Genomic DNA, 19,699 nt, shown 5'->3' with positions numbered 1-19,699 from the left:
GGTCCTTCGATGGTCGCGGGCGGGTCGCTCCACGGGTCGACCTCCGCGGCCGTGCTCCATGGGTCGGGGGCGCCCGGCCGCTGCCGCGGCCGGGCGCCGGGGCGGGGCTACTGGAGGCCGATGGCCGGGTCGATGAACTCGTTGGTGACGATGTCGTCGGAGCTGAGGCCCTCCGGGATCGTCTCGCCGTAGCCTTCGAAGATCGGGAGGACCGCCGCGATGACGCGGTCGACGCGCTCGGTGTCGAAGTTCCCCAGCGTGTCGTCGGGCCCGTTGGCGACGATGCCCTCGGCGAGCTGGACCTCCACCGAGTCGGCGTTGCCCTCCAGGGTGATCGGGGGCCCGTCGGGGATGGTCTCGGCGATGCGGAGGATGGCCTCGTTGACGGGCTCGGGGTCGTTCACGTAGTCGATCTGGGCCTGCTGGAGCATCGGCACCAGCTCGGTCAGGCACGGCGCGAGCTCGTCGAGCTCGCCGGAGCGGACCGACCAGGCGTGCTGGTAGATCTCGTACCCGGCGTCGTCGATCATGAGGTAGTCGGTGGGCTTCATCCAGCCCTCGACGTCGTGCTCCCAGCGGTACGGCTCGTTCGACACGTAGCCCTGCTGCATGACGCGGCCGCCCTCGGCGACGAAGCGGCTGGGGGTGCCGTCGAAGGAGGCGTCGGCCTGCGACGGATCGACGTACCCCTGGGCAATGAGGTAGTCCATGAAGACCTTGCCCTCGGTGTAGACGATCGGAGCGCCGGTGGCCTTCACGTCGTCCCACGAGTCGATGTCGTAGGTGGCGGGGTCGAACATGACGATCTGCGGCGTCCGCTCCAGCGACGCGAACACGCCGGTGACCGGGAACTCCGCGTTCGCGCGCACCGCGTCGTCGGTGGGCACGAACCCGAGGGTGATCGAGGTGTCCTGGTACATCTGCGCGGGCACCGGCTGGCCGCCGAGGAACGGGCCGCCGAGGCGGACCTCGACGTTGACGCCCGTGTCGCCGAGCGGGCCGGTGTAGGCGCCCTGCTCGACGTCGACGGTCCCGTCGGGGCCGACGAGCTGGAACGCGGCGGCGCGCTCGGGCGTGGCGAACCAGTCGGTCTGGATGACGATCGTGGAGGGGCAGATGTCGGCGAGGACGCCTTCGCCGGTCGGGGCGGGCACGTCGGTGGCGGTGGCGGTGCAGGCGGCGAGGAGGCTCGCGCCGGTGAAGGCCGCCGCTGCGGCGGTGAGTCGGCGCCGCATGGGTTCGTGGTGCATGGGTGTCTCCAAAGGGGATGGTGAGGGTTATCGCTTGCCGTGCAGGCGGTCGACGCGTCCGGCGAGGAGGTCGAACGCCCAGAACAGGCACAGGCCGACGAGCGAGGACAGCAGGAGCGCGGTGAGCAGCTCCTCGGTGGCGAGGCGCTGGCGGTAGACGTCGATCATGCGGCCGATGCCCGGGACGCCTTGGCGGAAGAAGAAGTCCGCGACGATCGAGCCGATGATCGCCTGGCCGCCGGAGATCTTGAACCCGGAGATCATCGCGGGCAGGGCGGCCGGGAGCTGGAGCTTCCACAGGCGCTGGAGGCGGGTCGCGCCGTGGAGCGTGAACAGGTCGTGCTCGGCCGGGGCGACGGACTTGAGGCCGAACAGGGTGTTCGTGACGACCGGGAACAGCGAGACCATGACGCAGACGATCACGCGCGACCCGAACTCGTACCCGAACCAGAACCCGAACAGCGGGACCACTGCGAGGATGGGGATCGTCTGGAGGACCACCGCGTAGGGGTAGAGCGAGAACTCGGCCCAGCGGGCCTGGCTCATGACGACGGCGACGAGCACGCCGAGGACGATCGCGATCGCCAGGCCGCAGAGCGCGACCTGGACGGTGTTCCACAGGGCCGTGAGGATCTCGGTGCGCGCCACCGGGTCAAGGAGGCCCTCGGCGACCACGGCCTCGGGGGGCGGCAGGAGGAACCGGGAGGCCTCGGGCACGAGCAGGTGGCTGGAGGCGGCCCACGCGGCGATCACGAGGACGAACACGGCGACCGGCGCGAGGACGCGGAGCGGCGCGGGCCGGCGGCGGGGGCGCTTCGCCTGCGGCGCTTCGGTGCCGGCGGGGGCTTCGAGGACCGCGGTCATGCCGGCACCTCCTGCTCGGCGCCGCGCAGGGCGGCTGAGACCTCGGAGGCGAGGGCCGCGAACTCGGCGGTGTAGCGCAGTTCGGGGTCGCGCGGGAAGGGGAACGGGACGGGGAGGTCGGCGGCGACCTCGCCGGGCTGGCCGCGCAGGACCACCACGCGGGTGGACATGAACACCGACTCGGGCACGGAGTGGGTGACGAACACCCCGGCGAAGCCGTCGCGTGCGAACAGGTTCCCGACCTCGGCGTTCAGGTGCTGGCGGGTGATCTCGTCGAGCGCGCCGAACGGCTCGTCGAACAGGAACAGCTCGGGGCGCATCGTGAGCGCGCGGGCGATGGAGGCGCGCATGCGCATCCCGCCGGACAGCTGTGAGGGGCGGTGCTTCGCGAAGGCGGCCAGGCCGACCCGCTCGATCGCGTCGCGGGCCGCTTCGCGCCGTTCGGCTTTCGGGACGCCGGCGAGTTCGGCGGGGAGCTCGACATTGCGGGCGACGGTGCGCCACGGCAGGAGCGTGGCCTCCTGGAAGACGTAGCCGAGGCGGCCGGCGCCGACCTCGACCGATCCGTCGGTGGCCGTCTCGAACCCGGCGGCGAGCCGGAGCATCGTGGACTTGCCGCAGCCGGAGGGGCCGACGAGCGAGACGAACTCGCCGGGGCGGACCTCCAGGTCGACGTCGTGGAGCGCGCGGGTGCCGTTCGCGAAGGTCAGGGAGGTCCCGCGGAAGGCGAGGGCCGGGTCGATGCTCATCGCGACCGCCTGGAGCGGTCGTATACATGACCCGGCCCGGGCCTTGTTTCGGAGGTGAGCCGTGCGTTCATGGCTCAAGTTCTACCGGTATACCATTGCAGGCTCCGGTCCGGAGGATTACACGGGTATTTCGTATACGATCAGTCGGCGAAGACGCCGTCGTGCGCGACGACCGCGCCGCGCTTGACGACGAGTTTCCGCGGCGGCACGCTGACCACGGCTTCCGCTGGGGCCGAAGCGGTCACGGCGCACAGGTCCGCATTGCATCCGACGGCGAGGCCGTAGCCGTCGAGGCCGAGGACGGCCGCGCCGCCGTGCGTCCCGGCCGCGAGCGCGAGCTCGATCTCCGGGTCGGACATGAGCCGGTCGCGGAAGGACACCTGGTTGATCCGGCGGAGCATGTCGCCGTCGCCGTACGGGGTCCACAGGTCGCGGATGCCGTCGTTGCCGATCGCGAGCCGCGCGCCGGTCTCGGCCATGAGGCGGACCGGGACCACGGGCGCGCCGCCGACGGCGCAGGTGATCATGGCGACCCCGGCGTCGGCGAGGGCCTCGGCGATGCGCCGCTGGTGGTCGGGTTCGAGGCCGCCCATGGCGTACGCGTGGCTGATGGCGACGCGCCCGGCCATGCCGAGGGCCTTGGTGCGCTCGATGATGAGCTCGTACTCCCACGCGCCGAGGAGCCCCTGGTCGTGGAGGTGGACGTCGATCTTCGCGCCGTGGCGCTCGGCGAGGTCGAAGAGGAGGTCGAGCTGGCCCGCGGGGTCGCGGTCGAACCCGGCGGGGTCGAGGCCGCCCACGGTGCCGACGCCGTCGGCGAGCGCGGCCTCCAGGAGCGCGGGCACGCCGGGGCGCGTCAGCAGGCCGCCTTGGGGGAACGCGACGAGTTCGACGTCCACGCGGCCGGCGAGGCGGGCCGCGGCCTCGCGGACCGCCGCGACGCCGCCGAGGCCCACCTCGGGGTCGATGTCGATGTGGCTGCGCACGAAGGAGGTCCCGGCGGCGACCATGGCGCGCAGGAGGTTCGCGGCGTAGTCGGCGCTGGGGATGCCGAGTTCGGCGCGGCGGCCCTCGCCGTTGCGGATGCGGCCTTCGAGCGTGCGGCCGCCGGTGTTGGGGGTCCAGGGGCCGCCGAACATGGTCTTGTCGAGGTGGCAGTGGGCGTCGACGAGGCCGGGGAGGACGATCGCGCCTTCGAGGTCGATCGCTTGCGCGGCTTGGAGGTCCAGGTCGGGGCCGACCGCGGCGATGCGGCCGTCGGTGATCGCGATGTCTGCGAGGTCAAGAGGAAGGCCGGGGGTCCAGGGGCGGCCGTTCCTGAGGAGGAGGTCGGTCATGGGGGGTCCTTTCGGTCAGGTGAGGATCATCGCGGCCCCGGCGGCGGTGCCGAACGCGATGACGACGACGCGGAAGACGACCGGCCGGAGGCGGTCGGCGAGCCGGGCGCCCGCGAAGCCGCCGAGGAGGCAGGCGGGCGCGAGGACGAGGACGGCGAGCCATTCGACCGGGCCGAAGAGGGAGACCGAGAGCATCGCGGCGGTCCCGGTGGTGAGCGCCAGGAGCGCCTTGAGGCCGTTGAGGCGGCCGATGACGGCGTCGATGCCGAGGGCGAGCGCGGTGAGGAACACGATGCCCATGCCGCCGTTGAAGTACGCGCCGTAGACGCCGCCGAGGAAGACGCCCGCGTAGAGCAGGGGCGCGGAGGGGCCGCCGCCGCGGGCGGCGAGGCGCCTGGTGATGAGCGGCTGGGCCGCGAACAGGGCGGTCGCCGACAGGATCAGGTACGGGACGAGCGCGGTGAAGACCTCCGGCGGGGCGGCGAGGAGGGCGACGGTGCCGCCGACCGCGCCGACGGCCGCGATCGCGACGAGGCGCGGGAGGACCGGGCGGAACCCGGAGAGGTGCCCCCGGAGGGCGAAGGCGTTGCCGGCGTAGCCGGGCCACACGGACACGGCGTTGGTGACGGTGGCCGGGACGGGCGGGAGCCCGATCGCGAGCAGCGCCGGGAACGTCAGCAGGCTGCCGCCTCCGGCGATGGCGTTGCACAGGCCCGCGCCGAATCCGGCGGCGACGAGCAGGGCGAGGTGCTGAGGGTCCATGGGTTCCTTCCGGGAGCGGCGGAACCCATCGTATACAACGTTTGGCGGCAGTGCCCGCGAGGCGCTCAGGCCTCCGTGCGGACGCGCCTGCGGTAGGCGGCGGTGGCCCGCACGATGTGCCTGCCGAGGAGGGCCGAGGCGCGGTCGGCGTCCCCGGCGGACAGGGCCGCGAGGATCTCCTCGTGCTCGCGCCAGGAGTCCTCGGCGCGCAGCGTCAGGCCGACCGCGTAGACCCAGGCGATCTTCTGGCTGAGCTGGCGGATCATCTGGCCGAGGACCTCCGAGCCGGAGGCCTCGGCGATCACCTCGTGGAAGCGGGAGTTCAGGCGCGGGACCTCTTCGAGGCGGCCTTCGCGGACCGCGTCCCAGCCGAGGTTCACCAGCTCCTTGAGGCGCCCGAGCTGCTCGGGGGTGCGGTTGCGGGCGGCGCGCGCGGCGCACATCGGCTCGATCACCGAGCGCAGCTCCAGCAGGTCCTCGGCCTCGGCCTCGCTCAGCTCCTTCACGAAGACCCCGACATAGGGCTTGGCCTCGACGAACCCTTCCGCTTCGAGGACGCGCAGGGCCTCGCGGACGGGCACGCGGGAGACGCCGTAGCGCGCCGCGAGGGCCTCCTCGGTGAGCCGCTCGCCGGGGGCGAACACGCCCCGGATGATGTCCTCGCGGACGGCGCGGACCGCCTCCTGCGGCGCGCGGCGCGGCCCCTTGTCCCCAGCCATGAGATCCTCCACTACGATCAGGCCACCATTCTCGTATACATCCCCTCGCCCCTGGAACGCGGTGCCGCCCATGACGCTCCTCCAGCCGCTCGCCGACTACGACGGCGCCGACCACTACCTGCCGTCCCGGCCCGACACGGTCCAGTGGGGGCGGCTCCCGAACGCCGCCGCCGCTCCGGTCCTGAAGGTCCGGTCCGGCGACGCGGTCTGCTTCGACACCGTCAGCCACGAAGGGCTCCTTGAAGACCAGGGCGGGGACCCGGCGGCGTTCTTCGGCGCCAACGGGATCGGCGAAGTGCTCCAGGACGCGGCGCGGATCGCCCGCGAATGCGAGCGGGAGCCGGACGCCGGGCCGCATATCGTCACCGGGCCGGTGCAGGTCGCCGGGGCCGAACCGGGCGACGTCCTCGAAGTGGAAGTGCTGCAACTGGAGCGGCGCGCCCCGTACGGGGTGGTCTCCAACCGGCACGGCCGCGGCGCGCTCCCCGGGGAGTACCCGCAGGCGGAGGGGACCGTCAGCACCGTCGCCACGGTCGACGACCGCGGGCGCGGCGTCATCCCCGTCGGCGACGGCAGGTCGCTGCGGTTCCCGCTCGCGCCGTTCCTGGGGATCATGGGCACCGCGCCCGCCGTCGAGGAGCCGGTCCACTCGGTCCCGCCGGGCCCGCACGGCGGGAACCTCGACATCCGGCTCCTCGGGCCCGGCGCGAAGCTGTATCTGCCAGTGGCCGTGCCCGGCGCCTCGTTCTACTCCGGCGACCCGCACTTCTCGCAGGGCGACGGGGAGGTTGCGCTCACCGCGTTCGAGGCGCCGCTGCGGGCCACGCTGCGGTTGACCGTGCACTCGGACCCGGCGGTGAGGAGACTCGCCGCCTCCCTTGGCGGCCCGTACGCCGAGACCGGGGAACACTGGATCACGACGGGACTCGACGAGGACCTCGACGAAGCGGTCCGCAAAGCCGTGCGCGCGGCCCTGGTGTTCCTGCGGGAGCGCCACGGCGTCCCCGGCCCGGTCGCGCTCGCGTACCTGAGCGCGGCCGTCGACGTGCGGATCTCGCAGGTCGTCGACCTCGTCAAAGGCGCCCACGTCACGCTGCCCAAGGAGTTGGATCTTGACTGACCCGTTCATCGCCCTCGTGGACGACACCGGAGCACCTGGTCCGCTCGAAGGGCTCCGGCTCGCCGTCAAGGACCTGTTCGACCTGGCCGGGACGCCCACGGGCGCAGGCAATCCGCGGTGGCTGGAGACGCACGTGCCGCCGGAGGAGGACGCGGAGGCCGTCGCGCGGCTGCGCGCGGCGGGCGCAAGGGTCGTGGGGAAGACGATCACCGACGAGCTCGCGTGGAGCCTGAACGGCTCGAACTTCCACTACGGGGTCCCCGAGAACCCGGCCGCGCCCGGGCGCGTGCCCGGCGGGTCGTCGTCGGGGTCGGCGTCGGCGGTCGCGCTGGGGCTGGCGGACATCGGGCTCGGCACGGACACCGGCGGGTCGATCCGGGTGCCCGCGTCGTACTGCGGGCTGTGGGGGCTGCGGCCGACGCATGAACGCGTGAGTCTGCAAGGGGCCGTGCCGCTCGCGCCGACGTTCGACACCGCGGGCGTGCTCACGAGGGACGCGCACACGCTGCGCCTGGCGATGCAGGTGCTCCTGGAGGAGCCGGTCGAGGACCACGCGCCGATCCGGAGGCTCCTGGCGCCCAGCGACATCTGGGAGGAGATCGCGCCCGCGACGCGCGCGGCCGTGATGCCAGCGGTCGAGGCGCTCGGGCTCGAAGTGGACACCGCTCCGTTCTTCGACGACCCGCAGTTCGGCCTCGTGCACGAGGCCGCGCCGAAGGTCGCGCCGCTGGAGAGCGCCAGGCGCGCGTACGCCGTGCTCCAGGCGTGGGAGGCGTGGCAGGCCCACGGCGCGTGGATCGAGGCGTCCCGGCCCGAGTTCGGGCCGGGCGTCAAGGCGCGCTTCGCGAACGCGGCGAAGCTCACCAGCGCCGAGGTGACGCGGGCGCAGCGGGTCCGCAGCGGCGTGGTGGCGCTGGTCAGGGACCGGCTCCCCGAGGGCACCGCGCTCGCGATCCCCGCCGCGCCCGGCCCCGCGCCGCGCATCGGGGAGGAGCCCGACCGCGAGGCCATCGTGCGCTTGACGTGCATCGCCGGGCTCGCCGGTGCCCCCGGTCTCGCCCTTCCGGCCGGGCTGGTCGAGGACCTGCCCGTCGGTCTTCAGCTCGTCGCCACTCCGGGAGGCGACGAGGTCCTTCTGGCGCTTGCCGATCGGGACTGAGCCCCGCGGGGGTCCTGCCGGTTCCCCGCTGCGGCGCCGCTCCCGCCGGGGCGCCGCGGTTCAGTCCTCAGTGGATGTCGGCTAGCAGACGAGTCCCGAGCGGAAGGCCTCGGCCACCGCGTGGGCCCGGTCGCGCGCGCCGAGCTTGCGGAACATGCGCCGCGCGTGGGTCTTGACGGTGTCCTCGGAGACGAACAGGTCGCGTCCGATCTCGGCGTTGGACTTGCCCTCCGACATGCCGCGGAGGACCTGGAGCTCGCGCTCGGTCAGCTTCATCCCCTGGAGGGTCGAGCGCTGCCGCGGGACGGTCTCGGTGACGCGCTGGAGGCTCGGGGAGGCGAACATGATCGCCTGCGCGAGGGCGACCAGGAGGTCGTCGGAGTTGTTGGACGGCGTGCGGATGACGCCCCTGGCGCCCGCGGCCACGACCATCGCGGCGGTACGGGGGTCCGCCGCGCCGGACAGGAGGACCCCGGTGCGCGGGGAGCGGGCGCGGACGGTCTTGACGAACTTGACCGGGTCCGGGGCGGCGAGCGCGACGTCCACGAGCACCACGTCCACCTGGCGGCGGCCGAGTTCGAGGAACAGCTCGGGCGATCCCTCGACCGACTTGACCGCCTGCGCCAGGCCCATGCGGGTCGCGCAGGCCGAGATCTTCTGTCCGGCTTGAGGAGTCTTAACACAGACCAGTACGGTTCTCACTTTGTTCTACCTTTCGGTGCGGTAGGCCGTGCGTGTCTCTCTACATCCAGCACGCAGGCGGTCCGCCGCCATGACGCGAGTTCGCGCGAATTTTTCGAGTGACTTTTCGAGGATTCCGGGAAGAGGCGTGGACGCATGGTGTTCGGGTTCGCTGACGCGAATACCTCGACCCTGATGGGAAACTGGGGGCATGACACAGCGAAGAGGCGGACGACAGCACCGGGCCGAGTCCCGCGATTTTGGTGATCATCGTTCACATCCACCTCGCCATGACCTGTCTAACGAACTAACGGCCCTGGAAGGTACGAGTTACGGGCGATATAAATCCCTGCGTGGCAAATGGTGGACAGGTCAGGCGATTCTCGACATTTTGAAAGTCCAGTCGGATCCGTTCGCCCCGCCGAGCCGGGTCGAGCTGTCCTTCGACGCCGAGGCCGCGGACCTCCTGCCTGAGTGGCACGCCACCCCCGAGCGGCGCCGGGCCCTCGCGGTGCTCCTCGCCAAGCGCTTCAAGAAGGCCTGTCCGACAAGGGACCTGCGGATCGACGCGGGCGGCCAGGAGATCCTGCGGCGGGCGTCGTGCCAGGTCGGGGAGGACGGCTCGGTCGTGTTCCGCCTCGGCGCGCAGCTCCCCGGGCACGGGCGCCGCATCGCCGGGCGGCAGGCCGCGCGGCTGCTGTGCGAGGACCTGCCCGACGCGGCGGACGACGCGCTCGCCGTCGGCGAGGAGGAGGCGGGCGTGTGGACGCGTCACGCCGATGACGTTGCGGCCCTGCGGAAGCAGGTGTCGGATTCCGGACTCGTGGCGTTCGTCGCCGACGGGTCGATGCTCGCGCGCCGGTCCGGAGTGGACGACCGGCCGATGGAGGCCGGGGTGCCGTTCCGGTCCCCCGACTCGCTCGCGGTCGAGATGGAGCTGCCGCACGCGGGGACGGTGCGCGGCATGGGGATCGCGCCGGGCGTGACGCTCATCGTCGGCGGCGGCTTCCACGGGAAGTCGACCCTGCTGCGGGCCTTGGAGTCCGGGGTGTGGGACCACATCCCCGGGGACGGGCGCGACCTCGTCGTCGCCGATCAGCGCACCGTGAAGGTCCGGGCCGAGGACGGGCGCGCGGTCACCGGCGTCGACGTCCACGCGTTCGTCGACCACCTGCCTTCGGGGGACGACACGCGGCGCTTCTCGACCGAGAACGCCTCCGGGTCCACCTCGCAGGCCGCCGCGATCGTCGAGTCGCTCGAAGCCGGTGCGCGCGTGCTGCTCATCGACGAGGACACGGCCGCGACGAACCTCATGATCCGCGACGCGCGCATGCAGGAGCTCGTGGCGAAGGACCGCGAGCCGCTCACGCCGCTCGTCGACGTGGTGCGGTCGATGTCCGACGAGCACGGCGTCGCGGTGGTCCTGGTCATGGGCGGGTCCGGCGACTACATGGACGTCGCCGACCGGGTTGTCCTCATGGACGCGTACGTCCCCGAGGACGTCACCGAGCGCGCGAAGGCGCTGGCGGCCAAGCCGACCGGGCGGCGCGTCGAAGCGGAGGGGTTCCGGATGCCGCGCTCGCGCGTGATCGACGCGCGGTCGGTGTCCTCCGAGTCGCGCGGGAAGCAGAAGATCCGCGCCGACGACACCGACGGGCTCCGGTTCGGGGAGTCCGAGATCGACGTGCGCGCCGTCGAGCAGATCACCGACCACTCGATGACCGCCGGGATCGGGTACGCGATCGAGGCCGCGGTGCGGCAGGGCTGGATCGACGGGAAGGCCACCGTGGCGGAGGCGCTGGACCGCCTGGAGGCCGCGCTCGACGCGGAAGGCCAGGAGGTGCTGCTGCGGGTGCGGGACGCGGACTTCGCGGTGCCCAGGCGGTTCGAGGTGGCCGCGGCGCTCAACCGGATGCGGGAGCTGCGGGTGCGGCAGGACCTGTAACGCCTTGAAACAGGCGTAAAAGTGCCTTCGCGGCTCCGATCCCCAAAGGCCGCGAAGGCTCTTGAACTCTATCGGTTTCCCGACAGCGGCGCGACAAACTGTCGGGATGTTGACACTTGCGGTTCCACGGGCGTCCAGAACTCCAGGCGCTGCCCCGGGGCACGCGGAAGGGCCGCCGACGATGTCGGCGGCCCTTGTCGTATTCGCTTGTCGCTCAGGCGAAGCCCGGACTAGTGCGAGTGCCCGTGGCCGTGGGAGTGGCCGTGCCCGGCCTCCTCCTGCTCCTCCTCGGGCTTGTCCACGATCGTCACCTCGGTGGTGAGCGCGAGGCCCACGATCGAGGCGGCGTTCAGGACCGCGTTGCGGGTGACCTTCACCGGGTCGGGGATGCCGGCCGAGACCAGGTCCTCGTAGGTGTCGGTGGCTGCGTTCCAGCCCTCGCGCCAGCCCTTGCCCGCGACCGCGTTGACGACCACGTCGCCCGACTCGCCCGCGTTCGCGGCGATCTGGCGCAGCGGCTCCGACAGGGCCGCCTCGACGATCTTGATGCCGATGCGGGCCTCCGGGTCGGCCAGCTCGACCTTGTCGAGGGCCGCGATCGCGTGGACCAGGGCCGCGCCGCCGCCGGCGACGATGCCCTCTTCAACGGCGGCCTTGGTCGCGTTGACGGCGTCCTCGATGCGGTGCTTGCGCTCCTTCAGCTCGACCTCGGTGGCCGCGCCGACCTGGATGACGGCGACGCCGCCGGAGAGCTTCGCGAGGCGCTCCTCCAGCTTCTCGCGGTCCCAGGACGACTCGGTCGTGGAGGCCTGCTGCTTGATCTGCGCGATCCGGGCGTCGACCTCGTCGCGCTCCCCGGCGCCGTCCACGATCGTGGTGGCGTCCTTGGAGACGGTGACGCGGCGCGCGCGGCCCAGGTGCGACAGGTCGGCCTGCTTGAGGTCGAGGCCGATCTCCGAGGAGATCACCTCGGCGCCCGTCAGGGCCGCGATGTCGCCCAGGATCGCCTTGCGGCGGTCGCCGAAGGCCGGGGCCTTGACGGCGCACACGCGCAGCGTCCCGCGCAGGGCGTTCACCGTCAGGGTCGCGAGGGCCTGGCCCTCGACGTCCTCGGCGATGATGAGCAGCGGCTTCGAGGTCTCGATGACCTTCTCCAGCACCGGCAGGAGCTCCTCGATCGAGGAGACCTTCGCGTTGGTGATGAGGATGTACGGGTCCTCGAAGACCGTCTGGCGCGAGTCCTGGTCGTTGATGAAGTTCGGGGAGATGAAGCCCTTGTCGAACTGCATGCCCTCGGTGACTTCGAGGACCGTCTCCAGGCTGGAGCCGTCCTCGACCGAGATGACGCCCTCGGCGCCGACGACGTCCATCGCCTTCGCGATGAGCTCGCCGATCTCCGGGTCCTGCGCCGACACGGCCGCGACCTGCGCGATGTGCTCGTGGTCGGAGATCTCGATGGCCTGGCGCAGCAGCTCCTCGGACACGGCGTTCGCCGCGGCCTCGATGCCCTTGCGGATCGCGATCGGGTTGCCCCCGGCCGTGACCGCCTTGATGCCCGCGCGGCTCATCTTCTGCGCCAGCACGGTCGCGGTGGTCGTGCCGTCGCCCGCGACGTCGTTCGTCTTCGTGGCGACTTCCTTGACCAGCTGCGCGCCGAGGTTGGCGTACGGGTCCGCGAGCTCGATCTCCTTGGCGATCGTCACGCCGTCGTTGGTGATCAGCGGCGCACCGAAGGAGCGCTGGAGGACCACGTTGCGGCCCTTCGGGCCCAGCGTGACCTTCACGGTGTCGGCGAGCTGGTCGATGCCGTGCAGCAGGTTCTGCCGCGCGTCCTCGGCGAAGTTGAGAATCTTCGGCATTGGTTCCCTTTCCTAGGAACGCGGACGGGCCCTCTGGCGAGGGCCCGGGGCGCGTTCTACTGCTCGACGACCGCGAGGACGTCGCGCGAGGACAGGACGAGGTACTCCTCGCCGTTGTACTTGACCTCGGTGCCGCCGTACTTGGAGTAGATGACCACGTCGCCGACCTTGACGTCGATCGGGAGGCGGTTGCCCTTGTCGTCGAAGGCGCCCGGGCCCACGGCGAGGACGGTGCCCTCCTGGGGCTTCTCCTTGGCCGTGTCCGGGATGACGATGCCGGAAGCGGTGGTGGTCTCGGCCTCGTTCGCCTGGACCACGATGCGGTCGCCCAGCGGCTTGATGGCAGCCTTGCTCACTTGGTTTCTCCAAACGCGTGTTCACTACGGATGTCCGCCACGACAGCGCGGGTCTCGTCGTCGCGGGTGCCGAGGCACCGGCCCGTGGCTGGCACTCTCTCGGCGAGAGTGCCAAAGCGATCATAGCGCTTAGCAATCTCGCCCTGCGAGTGCTAAGGCCGACGTTAGTTCGTGCAGGTGGGGGCGTCAAGACCGGGTCTCGCACGTCATACCATTGACCTGTGGAACCGAGCCTGCCCGAAGCCCTCCTGACCGACCCCGGGCTCCAGGCCCGCGCCGCCGAGGTCCTCGCGCACGACGGCGACCGCGCCCCGCTCGCCCTCCGCAAAGCCGGCGTCGAACCCGCCCTCGCCGCCGCGGCCCTGACCCTCGCCGACCTCCGCCGCCACGCCCGCCCCAAGTTCGGCGACCTCGCGGACCGCCTCTACTTCACGCGGGCGGGCCTGGAGCAGGCCACGCGCTGGCCGGTGGCGGTGCGCCGCGCGTCCCGCTTCGCGGCGTCCGCCGGTGAGGTCACCGACCTGTGCTGCGGCCTGGGCACGGAGGCCCTGGCGTTCGCACAGGCGGGCTTGGAGGTCGAAGCGGTCGAGATGAACGAGGCGACCGCAGGCTTCGCGAAGGCGAACGCCGCGGCCCTGGATCTGCCGGTCCGGGTGACCGTGGCCGACGCCCTCCAAACCCCCCTCGCCGAATCCGCCTTCGCCGACCCGGCCCGCCGCTCCGGCGGCACCCGCAACTTCAACCCCGCCGACTACTCGCCGTCGCTCGACCCCCTCCTCACCCGCCTCCGCACCACCCGCTTCGCCGCCGTGAAACTCGGCCCCGGCATCTCCCACGACTGGATCCCCGAAGGCGCCGAAGCCGAATGGGTCTCGGTCGACCGCGACGTCGTCGAGGCCTGCCTCTGGCTGGGAGAAGCCGCCCAGACCCCCCGCCGGGCGAGCCTCCTGAAATCCGGGACGTGGCACGAACTGACCGGCACCGGCGAAGAACGAGCCGAGGTAGGCGAAGTGGCCGACTACCTCTACGAGCCCGACGGAGCCGTCATCCGGGCGGGCCTGATAGCCGAACTGGCGGAAGACCTCAACGCCCACATGGGAAGCGAGGACATCGCCTACCTCTACGGCGACACGCTCACCGAAACCGCGTTCGCGAGGGCCTGGAAAGTGGAGGAAGTCTGGCCCCTCCACCCCAAGAAACTCAAGCCCCTCCTCGCCGAACGGGGAATAGGCCGCCTCACCATCAAGCAACGGGGCACCGGCATCGACCCGGCAACCCTCAGAAAGCAACTCAAACTCAAAGGCCCCGAAGAAGCCACCCTCGTAGCAACCCGCCTCGCAGGCGCCCACGTGGCAATCCTCTGCTCCGAGGCCTAGGCGGCGGCGAACGGCTTGATCTGGCGGAGGTCGTTGGCGAGGCGGTCGCGTTCGATTTCGAGGTCGTAGCGGTTCTGGAGGTTCATCCAGAACCGGTCCGAGGTGCCGAAGTATCGCGCCAGCCGCAAGGCCGTGTCAGCGCTGATGCGGCGCTTGCCGTGCACGATCTCGTTGATCCGCCTCGCCGGGACCGAGATCGCGAGCGCAAGCCGGTACTGGGACACCCCCAGCGGCTCCAAGAACTCCTCGGCCAGGATCTCACCTGGATGTATCAGTGGCACCAGGAATGCTAGGCGGCCTGGTAGCGGTGGTCTTCGATGCGGATGGCGACTTCGGCGATCGGGATGTCGGTCATGAGCGAGACTGCTTCGCGCGCCATCTCCTCGACCTCGGCGAGGTCGCGGCCCTGGGTGAAGACGCCAGGCACTTCGGGGACCTCGACCGGGAACCACTCCCCGTCCTTGGGACCGACTATCGCGGTGTAAGCCTTCACCTCAGGCTCCCTTCGCCGTTCGAATGATGCCCCGGGCGGTGTACTCGGGTATCTCCCGATGCCGCGGCACGATCAGCCTGGTTCCTCGTATCCGGTAGTGGTCGTGGTTGCCGCCGTGTCTGACCAGCTCCAGCGTAGCGCCCTTTTCCCAGGCGATCTCCCGTAGCTCTTTGAGCAGCTGCCCCTGTTTCATTGTCTCCGCTTCCGTCCGGGGAGGGTGTCACCCACAAGAACGAGGCGGGCGCACAACGGACGTGCGTCTGTCGCGTATGCGACAGCAGGGGCGCTCGGGCTATTCGGGGTGGTCGAGTTTGTAGCGGAGGTTGGCGTCTTTTTGGGCGACCATTCGTTCGAGGTCGACTTGGAAGGTCTCCATCTTGGTGCGGAGGGCGGGGTCGGCGGCGGCGAGGATTCTGATGGCGAGGAGGCCGGCGTTGCGGGCTCCGGCGATGGAGACGGTGGCGACGGGGATGCCCGCGGGCATCTGGACGATCGAGAGGAGGGAGTCCATGCCGTCGAGGTGCTTGAGGGGCACGGGGACGCCGATGACCGGCAGAGGCGTCGCGGAGGCGACCATGCCGGGGAGGTGGGCGGCGCCGCCAGCGCCCGCGATGATCGCTTGGAGGCCGCGCCCGGCCGCGGAGTCGGCGTAGCTGAGCATGCCGTGGGGAGTGCGGTGGGCGGAGACCACGCGGACCTCGTAGGGGACGCCGAACTCGTCGAGGACGGCGGCGGCCGCTTCCATGACGGGCCAGTCGGAGTCCGACCCCATGATGACGCCGACGCGGGGCTGCTGTTCAGTCATTACTCGCCTTCCTGGAGCCGTTTGGCGGCGCGCAGGGCGCGGCGCCGCAGGAGGTCGGGGTCGTCGCCGCGGACGGTGACGTGGCCGATCTTGCGGCCGGGCCGGACCGCCTTGCCGTAGAGGTGGACGTGCGCGCCCGGGTCGTCGGCGAGGAGGTGCTGGAGCCGCTCGTCGAGGCGCGGGCCGCCGGGGGCGCCGCCGAGGACGTTCGCCATCACCGTGTACGGCGCGACTGCAGCGGTGGAGCCGAGCGGGTAGTCGAGGACGGCGCGCAGGTGCTGCTCGAACTGGCTGGTCTCGGCGCCTTCGATCGTCCAGTGGCCGGAGTTGTGGGCGCGCATCGCGAGCTCGTTGATGAACAGGCCCCTGGAGGTCTGGAAGAGCTCGACGGCGAGCATCCCGACCACGCCGAGCTCGCGGGCGACCGTCTCGCCGATCTCCTTGGCCTGCGCCGCGACGGCGGGGTCGAGGTGCGGCGCCGGGGCGATGACCTCGGTGCAGATGCCGCCGGTCTGGACGGTCTCGACGACGGGGTAGGCGGCGGTCTCGCCGCGCGGGGAGCGGGCGACCTGGATCGCGAGTTCGCGCTGGAGGGGCATGCGCTCCTCGGCGATGAGGCGGATGCCGGAGGCGAGAACGGCCTGCGCGTCGCTGGGCGCCTCGATCATCCACACGCCCTTGCCGTCGTAGCCGCCGGTCGCGGCCTTGAGGACGCAGGGCAGGCCGAAGGCCTCGACGTCGGAGATGGAGTCGACGGGGGCCCAGCGCGGCTGCGGGAGGCCGAGTTCGGCCATGCGGGTGCGCATGGCGTGCTTGTCCTGCGCGTAGAGGAGGGCCTCGGGGCGGGGCTGGACGTCAACGCCTTCGGCGGTCAGCGCGCGGAGGGCCTCCTGCGGGACGTGCTCGTGGTCGAAGGTGACCACGGTGCAGCCCTTGGCGAAGCCGCGGAGGTCCTCGACGTCGCGGTAGTCGCCGAGCACGGTCGCGGGCGAGACGACGGCGGCGCTCTCGGCCGGGTCGCCCGCGAGGACCTTGAGGGTCTGGCCGAGGGCGATGGCGGCCTGGTGGGTCATGCGCGCCAGCTGGCCGGCTCCGATCATGCCCACGGTCGGGAGTTGGGTCGCTGCATCCACGGCGAGAGCCTATCCCGTACCCAAAACCGAGGGTTGCAGGTTCAAATCCGGCGTGACCTGGTCATCAACCGGTCATGGGATGTTCTGCGACTTCGAGGAGTTGGTCAGGGGCCACGCCGAGCGCGTCGCAGAGCGCCATGATGGTGAAGAACGCCGGTGTGGCGATGCGGCCGGTCTCGATCTTGCGCAGCGTCTCCGGGGAGATCCCGGCCTCGGCGGCGACGTCGGGGAGGCTGCGCGGGCCGCGGGCCGCGCGCAGCGCCCGGCCGAGGGCGCGGCCGCGGTCGTGCTCTTCGGGCCTCAGCGGCGGTCGGATCATACCGGTATTATAGTACCGGTATACAAATACCGGAACCCTATGGAAGGCCGACGATGATCGAGCTGTACTCCCCCGCCGAGATCGAAGCGATGCGCCCGGCGGGCCGCTTCGTGGCCGCCACGCTCTCGGAACTGGCGCGCACCGCCGAAGTCGGCATGAACCTCCTGGACCTCGACGACCTCGTGGCCCGCCGGATCAAGGAGGCCGGGGCGGTCTCCTGCTACGTGGACTACCACCCCTCCTTCGGCGGCAGCCCGTTCGGGAAGGTCCTGTGCACCTCCGTCAACGACGCGGTCCTGCACGGCCTCCCCCACGACTACAAGCTCAAGGACGGCGACCTGGTGAGCTTCGACTTCGCCGCGGAAGTCGAGGGCTGGGTGGCGGACTCGGCGCTGTCGGTCGTGGTCGGCAAGGCGAGGGAAGAGGACCTGCGGCTCATCGACACCACCACCCGCGCGCTCGAAGCGGGCATCGGCGCCGCGGTCGCCGGGAACAAGATCGGGGACATCGGCCACGCCATCGCCACCGTGGCGCGCGGCGACGGCCTCGGCGTGAACACCCAGTTCGGCGGGCACGGCGTGGGCCGGACCATGCACGGCGACCCGCACGTGCCCAACGACGGCCGCCCGGGCCGGGGCATGAAGCTGCGGCCGGGCCTGGTCATCGCGATCGAGCCGTGGTTCCTCCAGACCACCGACGAGATCGTCTACGACCCCGACGGGTGGACGCTGCGCAGCGCCGACGGCTCCCGCGGCGCGCACATGGAGCACACCGTGGCGATCACCGAGGACGGGCCGGTCATCCTCACCGCCCGCGACTAGGCGCGATCACGAAGGGCGCTCGGCCTCGGCGCGCTTGAGGCGCTCCATGCGGTCGATCATGCGCTCCGAGACGACCTCCTCGGCGGTGACGGCGTACCCGTAGTGGTCGCGCCAGTCGCCGTCGATGTACAGGTACCGCTTGTGGAGGCCCTCGCGGCGCAGGCCGAGCTTCTCGGCGACGCGGTTCGACGGCCCGTTCTCCGGGCGGATGTTCACTTCGATGCGGTGCAGGCGGCCCACGGTGAGCGCGTGGTCGACGACGAGCGCGAGCGCGGTCGCGGTGATGTTGCGCCCGGCGTGGCCGCGGTCGATCCAGTAGCCCGCGTAAGCGGAGCCGAAGGCGCGGCGCACGATGTTGCCGACGGTGAGGCCGCCGACGAGCTTGCCGTCCCAGCAGACCGCGAGGGGCCAGCTGGTGCCGTCCTTGATCGAGCGTTTCAGGCCGCGGAGCATCGCGCGGAACGCGGCGGGCGAGTGGGCTTCGTGCCAGGTGGTGCCGGTGCCGGGCTCCCAGGGGGCGAGCCAGGCCTCGTTGGCGCGGCGCAGTTCGGACCAGCGGTTCGCGTCAGAGCGGCGGAAGGGCCTGACGCTCACCTGCTCGTGTTCGAGGTGCACCGGCCATCCGGGGTTGGAAAGGGTCATCGGTCTTGGTCCAACTGCGTTCGTGGGACGGTCATCGGGGGCCGTCCGGCTGGATGTCGGTGTGGGTCATCGGTTCCTGTCGAGCAGGAGCACGTCCACCGTGGACCCGGCGGGCACCCGGGTCGCGTTCTCGCCGATCGTCATCAGGCCGGTGGCCTCGGCGAGACCGGAGAGCGTGTATGAAGCGGCACCGAGCGGTGCGACGGTGTAGCCGCCGCCGCGGCGCTCGGCGACGCGGACGGGGCGGAATTCCCTGAGTCCGCTCGGTGAGGATACGGGCTCGGTCAGGTTGGCGCGCACGCTGGGCCGGAAAACCGGCTCCGCGCCCGCGAGCCGCTGGATGAGCGGGCGGGCGACGACCTCGAACGCGATGGTCGCGGCGACCGGGTCGCCGGGGAGGCACACGACGGGGACCTCCTCGGGGCCGATCGTCCCGAACCCCATGGTCTCGCAGAGGTACACGGCGATCGGCGTGAAGTCGACGGCGCCGTCGCGCGAGAACGTGCGCCGGACCATGTCGCCGGGGCCGGTGCCGGTGCCGCCGGTGGTGATGACGAGGTCGGCGCGGAGGATCTGGTCGTCGAGGACCGAGCGGAGCGCGTCGGGCTCGTCGTCGCAGATGCCGACGCGGTAGGCGTGGGCGCCCGCTTCGGAGGCGGCGGCGGTGACGAGGTGGGAGTTGACGTCGATGAGCTGGCCGGGCTGGGAGGGGCGGCCGGTGTCGACGAGCTCGTCGCCGGTGGCGATGACGACGACGCGCGGCGTGGGCCGCACGACGACGTCGGCGATCCCGGCGGCGGCGAGGAGGCCCACGAGCTGCGGGGTGACGCGGCGGCCCTCGTGGGCGAGGATCTCGCCCGAGGAGCGCTCGGATCCCATGCGGCGCACGCCGTGCCCGCGCCGGGGCGCCTGGCGGACGTCGACGGTGGCCATGCCCTCGTCGGTCCACGCGAGCGGGACCACGATGTCGGCGCCCACCGGGAGCGCCGCGCCCGCGGCGACCGAGAAGCACGTGCCCGCGACCAGGCGCACCGGGCGCCACGAGGACGCGGCGAGGTCGCCGAGGACCTTCAGGCCGACCCCGCGCTCGGGGCTGGCTCCGGCGATGTCGTCGGCCGCGCAGGCGTAGCCGTCGATCGCGGCGTAGTCGAAGGCGGGGAGCGGCCCGGGGTTGACCGCGTTCTCGGCGAGGACCGACCCGGTCGACTGGGTCATGTCGATGTCGACCGGGGGCAGGGGTCGGACGAGCGCCAGCGCCTTCGACAGGAAGTCGGCCAATGGCGTCGCGTCGCCGGTCCCCATCTCTCCT

General features: G+C 71.7%; 22 protein-coding genes. 5 read left to right on the top strand and 17 right to left on the bottom strand.

The annotated features are described in order from the left end of the window. Positions 1-107: 107 nt before the first annotated feature. From B0I28_RS08385 to B0I28_RS08360, 6 genes are all read right to left on the bottom strand, one after another. Positions 108-1,250 carry a nitrate ABC transporter substrate-binding protein gene (locus B0I28_RS08385; RefSeq protein WP_106363314.1) on the bottom strand — a complete coding sequence of 381 codons (1,143 nt, stop codon included), beginning with the start codon at positions 1,248-1,250 and terminating at the stop codon, positions 108-110. Between the two features lie 27 nt (positions 1,251-1,277). Beyond that, the gene (locus tag B0I28_RS08380; protein ID WP_106363313.1) at positions 1,278-2,114 is read right to left on the bottom strand and encodes an ABC transporter permease; all 837 of its coding nucleotides are present in this window, start codon (positions 2,112-2,114) and stop codon (positions 1,278-1,280) included. Next, complete coding sequence (locus B0I28_RS08375; protein ID WP_106363312.1) at positions 2,111-2,863, bottom strand: ABC transporter ATP-binding protein; 753 nt, start codon at positions 2,861-2,863, stop codon at positions 2,111-2,113. The genes B0I28_RS08380 and B0I28_RS08375 overlap by 4 nt, the downstream gene beginning before the upstream one ends. 140 nt (positions 2,864-3,003) lie before the next feature. Further along, a complete protein-coding gene (locus B0I28_RS08370; RefSeq protein WP_106363311.1) occupies positions 3,004-4,200 on the bottom strand; it encodes an amidohydrolase in 1,197 nt (398 codons plus the stop codon). A 15-nt stretch (positions 4,201-4,215) separates the two neighbouring features. Then, a complete protein-coding gene (locus B0I28_RS08365; protein WP_106363310.1) occupies positions 4,216-4,962 on the bottom strand; it encodes a sulfite exporter TauE/SafE family protein in 747 nt (248 codons plus the stop codon). A gap of 65 nt (positions 4,963-5,027) precedes the next feature. Then, positions 5,028-5,681, bottom strand: a complete 654-nt coding sequence (locus tag B0I28_RS08360) for a GntR family transcriptional regulator (RefSeq protein ID WP_106363309.1) — start codon at positions 5,679-5,681, stop codon at positions 5,028-5,030. Positions 5,682-5,751: 70 nt separating this feature from the next. Between B0I28_RS08360 and B0I28_RS08355 the strand changes: the two genes are divergently transcribed. Together B0I28_RS08355 and B0I28_RS08350 are read left to right on the top strand one after the other, a co-directional pair. Beyond that, a complete protein-coding gene (locus B0I28_RS08355) occupies positions 5,752-6,801 on the top strand; it encodes an acetamidase/formamidase family protein (RefSeq protein ID WP_106363308.1) in 1,050 nt (349 codons plus the stop codon). Beyond that, complete coding sequence (locus tag B0I28_RS08350) at positions 6,794-7,960, top strand: amidase (protein WP_219926624.1); 1,167 nt, start codon at positions 6,794-6,796, stop codon at positions 7,958-7,960. Before B0I28_RS08355 ends, B0I28_RS08350 begins: the two co-directional genes overlap by 8 nt. Before the next feature lie 81 nt (positions 7,961-8,041). On the opposite strand, the gene B0I28_RS27850 is transcribed toward B0I28_RS08350, so the two are convergent. After that, positions 8,042-8,662: a helix-turn-helix transcriptional regulator gene (locus B0I28_RS27850; protein ID WP_091052314.1), complete on the bottom strand. Its 621-nt coding sequence runs from the start codon at positions 8,660-8,662 to the stop codon at positions 8,042-8,044. A gap of 190 nt (positions 8,663-8,852) precedes the next feature. Here B0I28_RS27850 and B0I28_RS08340 point away from each other — a divergent pair, with 190 nt between their 5' ends. Beyond that, a complete protein-coding gene (locus B0I28_RS08340; RefSeq protein ID WP_106363306.1) occupies positions 8,853-10,586 on the top strand; it encodes an ABC-ATPase domain-containing protein in 1,734 nt (577 codons plus the stop codon). Positions 10,587-10,816: 230 nt separating this feature from the next. Here the strand turns inward: B0I28_RS08340 and groL are convergent, their stop codons facing one another. Continuing rightward, the gene (gene groL, locus B0I28_RS08335; protein WP_106363305.1) at positions 10,817-12,445 is read right to left on the bottom strand and encodes a chaperonin GroEL; all 1,629 of its coding nucleotides are present in this window, start codon (positions 12,443-12,445) and stop codon (positions 10,817-10,819) included. A gap of 56 nt (positions 12,446-12,501) precedes the next feature. Further along, positions 12,502-12,801, bottom strand: a complete 300-nt coding sequence (gene groES / locus B0I28_RS08330; RefSeq protein WP_106363304.1) for a co-chaperone GroES — start codon at positions 12,799-12,801, stop codon at positions 12,502-12,504. Between the two features lie 221 nt (positions 12,802-13,022). On the opposite strand from groES, the gene B0I28_RS08325 reads away from it, so the two are divergent. Further along, positions 13,023-14,177: a class I SAM-dependent methyltransferase gene (locus B0I28_RS08325; RefSeq protein ID WP_106363303.1), complete on the top strand. Its 1,155-nt coding sequence runs from the start codon at positions 13,023-13,025 to the stop codon at positions 14,175-14,177. Here the strand turns inward: B0I28_RS08325 and B0I28_RS08320 are convergent. From B0I28_RS08320 to B0I28_RS08295, 6 genes are all read right to left on the bottom strand, one after another. Continuing rightward, positions 14,174-14,458, bottom strand: coding sequence for a HigA family addiction module antitoxin (locus B0I28_RS08320; RefSeq protein ID WP_106363302.1), 285 nt, complete (start codon positions 14,456-14,458; stop codon positions 14,174-14,176). The two genes, B0I28_RS08325 and B0I28_RS08320, sit on opposite strands and share 4 nt — an antisense overlap. Positions 14,459-14,466: 8 nt before the next feature. After that, positions 14,467-14,670, bottom strand: a complete 204-nt coding sequence (locus B0I28_RS08315) for a type II toxin-antitoxin system HicB family antitoxin (RefSeq protein WP_219926623.1) — start codon at positions 14,668-14,670, stop codon at positions 14,467-14,469. A 1-nt stretch (position 14,671) separates the two neighbouring features. Beyond that, complete coding sequence (locus B0I28_RS28435; protein ID WP_106363301.1) at positions 14,672-14,863, bottom strand: type II toxin-antitoxin system HicA family toxin; 192 nt, start codon at positions 14,861-14,863, stop codon at positions 14,672-14,674. 99 nt (positions 14,864-14,962) lie between these two features. Next, positions 14,963-15,475: a 5-(carboxyamino)imidazole ribonucleotide mutase gene (gene purE / locus B0I28_RS08305; protein ID WP_106363300.1), complete on the bottom strand. Its 513-nt coding sequence runs from the start codon at positions 15,473-15,475 to the stop codon at positions 14,963-14,965. Next, entirely contained in the window at positions 15,475-16,608 is a 1,134-nt protein-coding gene (locus B0I28_RS08300) for a 5-(carboxyamino)imidazole ribonucleotide synthase (protein WP_106363299.1), read from the bottom strand. Before B0I28_RS08300 ends, purE begins: the two co-directional genes overlap by 1 nt. A gap of 64 nt (positions 16,609-16,672) precedes the next feature. Then, positions 16,673-16,927 (bottom strand): helix-turn-helix domain-containing protein, encoded by a 255-nt coding sequence (locus B0I28_RS08295; protein WP_106363298.1) that lies wholly within the window; start codon positions 16,925-16,927, stop codon positions 16,673-16,675. A gap of 53 nt (positions 16,928-16,980) precedes the next feature. On the opposite strand from B0I28_RS08295, the gene map reads away from it, so the two are divergent. Further along, entirely contained in the window at positions 16,981-17,748 is a 768-nt protein-coding gene (gene map, locus B0I28_RS08290; protein ID WP_106363297.1) for a type I methionyl aminopeptidase, read from the top strand. A gap of 6 nt (positions 17,749-17,754) precedes the next feature. Here the strand turns inward: map and B0I28_RS08285 are convergent, their stop codons facing one another. Both B0I28_RS08285 and B0I28_RS08280 read right to left on the bottom strand, forming a co-directional pair. Beyond that, a complete protein-coding gene (locus B0I28_RS08285) occupies positions 17,755-18,390 on the bottom strand; it encodes a GNAT family N-acetyltransferase (protein ID WP_106363296.1) in 636 nt (211 codons plus the stop codon). A gap of 66 nt (positions 18,391-18,456) precedes the next feature. Next, positions 18,457-19,692, bottom strand: coding sequence for a molybdopterin molybdotransferase MoeA (locus B0I28_RS08280; RefSeq protein WP_106363295.1), 1,236 nt, complete (start codon positions 19,690-19,692; stop codon positions 18,457-18,459). Between the last annotated feature and the right edge of the window lie 7 nt (positions 19,693-19,699).

Source organism: Glycomyces artemisiae, from assembly GCF_003002955.1.
GTDB lineage: Bacteria > Actinomycetota > Actinomycetes > Mycobacteriales > Micromonosporaceae > Glycomyces > Glycomyces artemisiae.
The sequence above is the reverse complement of the archived record's forward strand: the minus strand, read 5'-3'. Positions and strand labels throughout refer to the sequence as shown.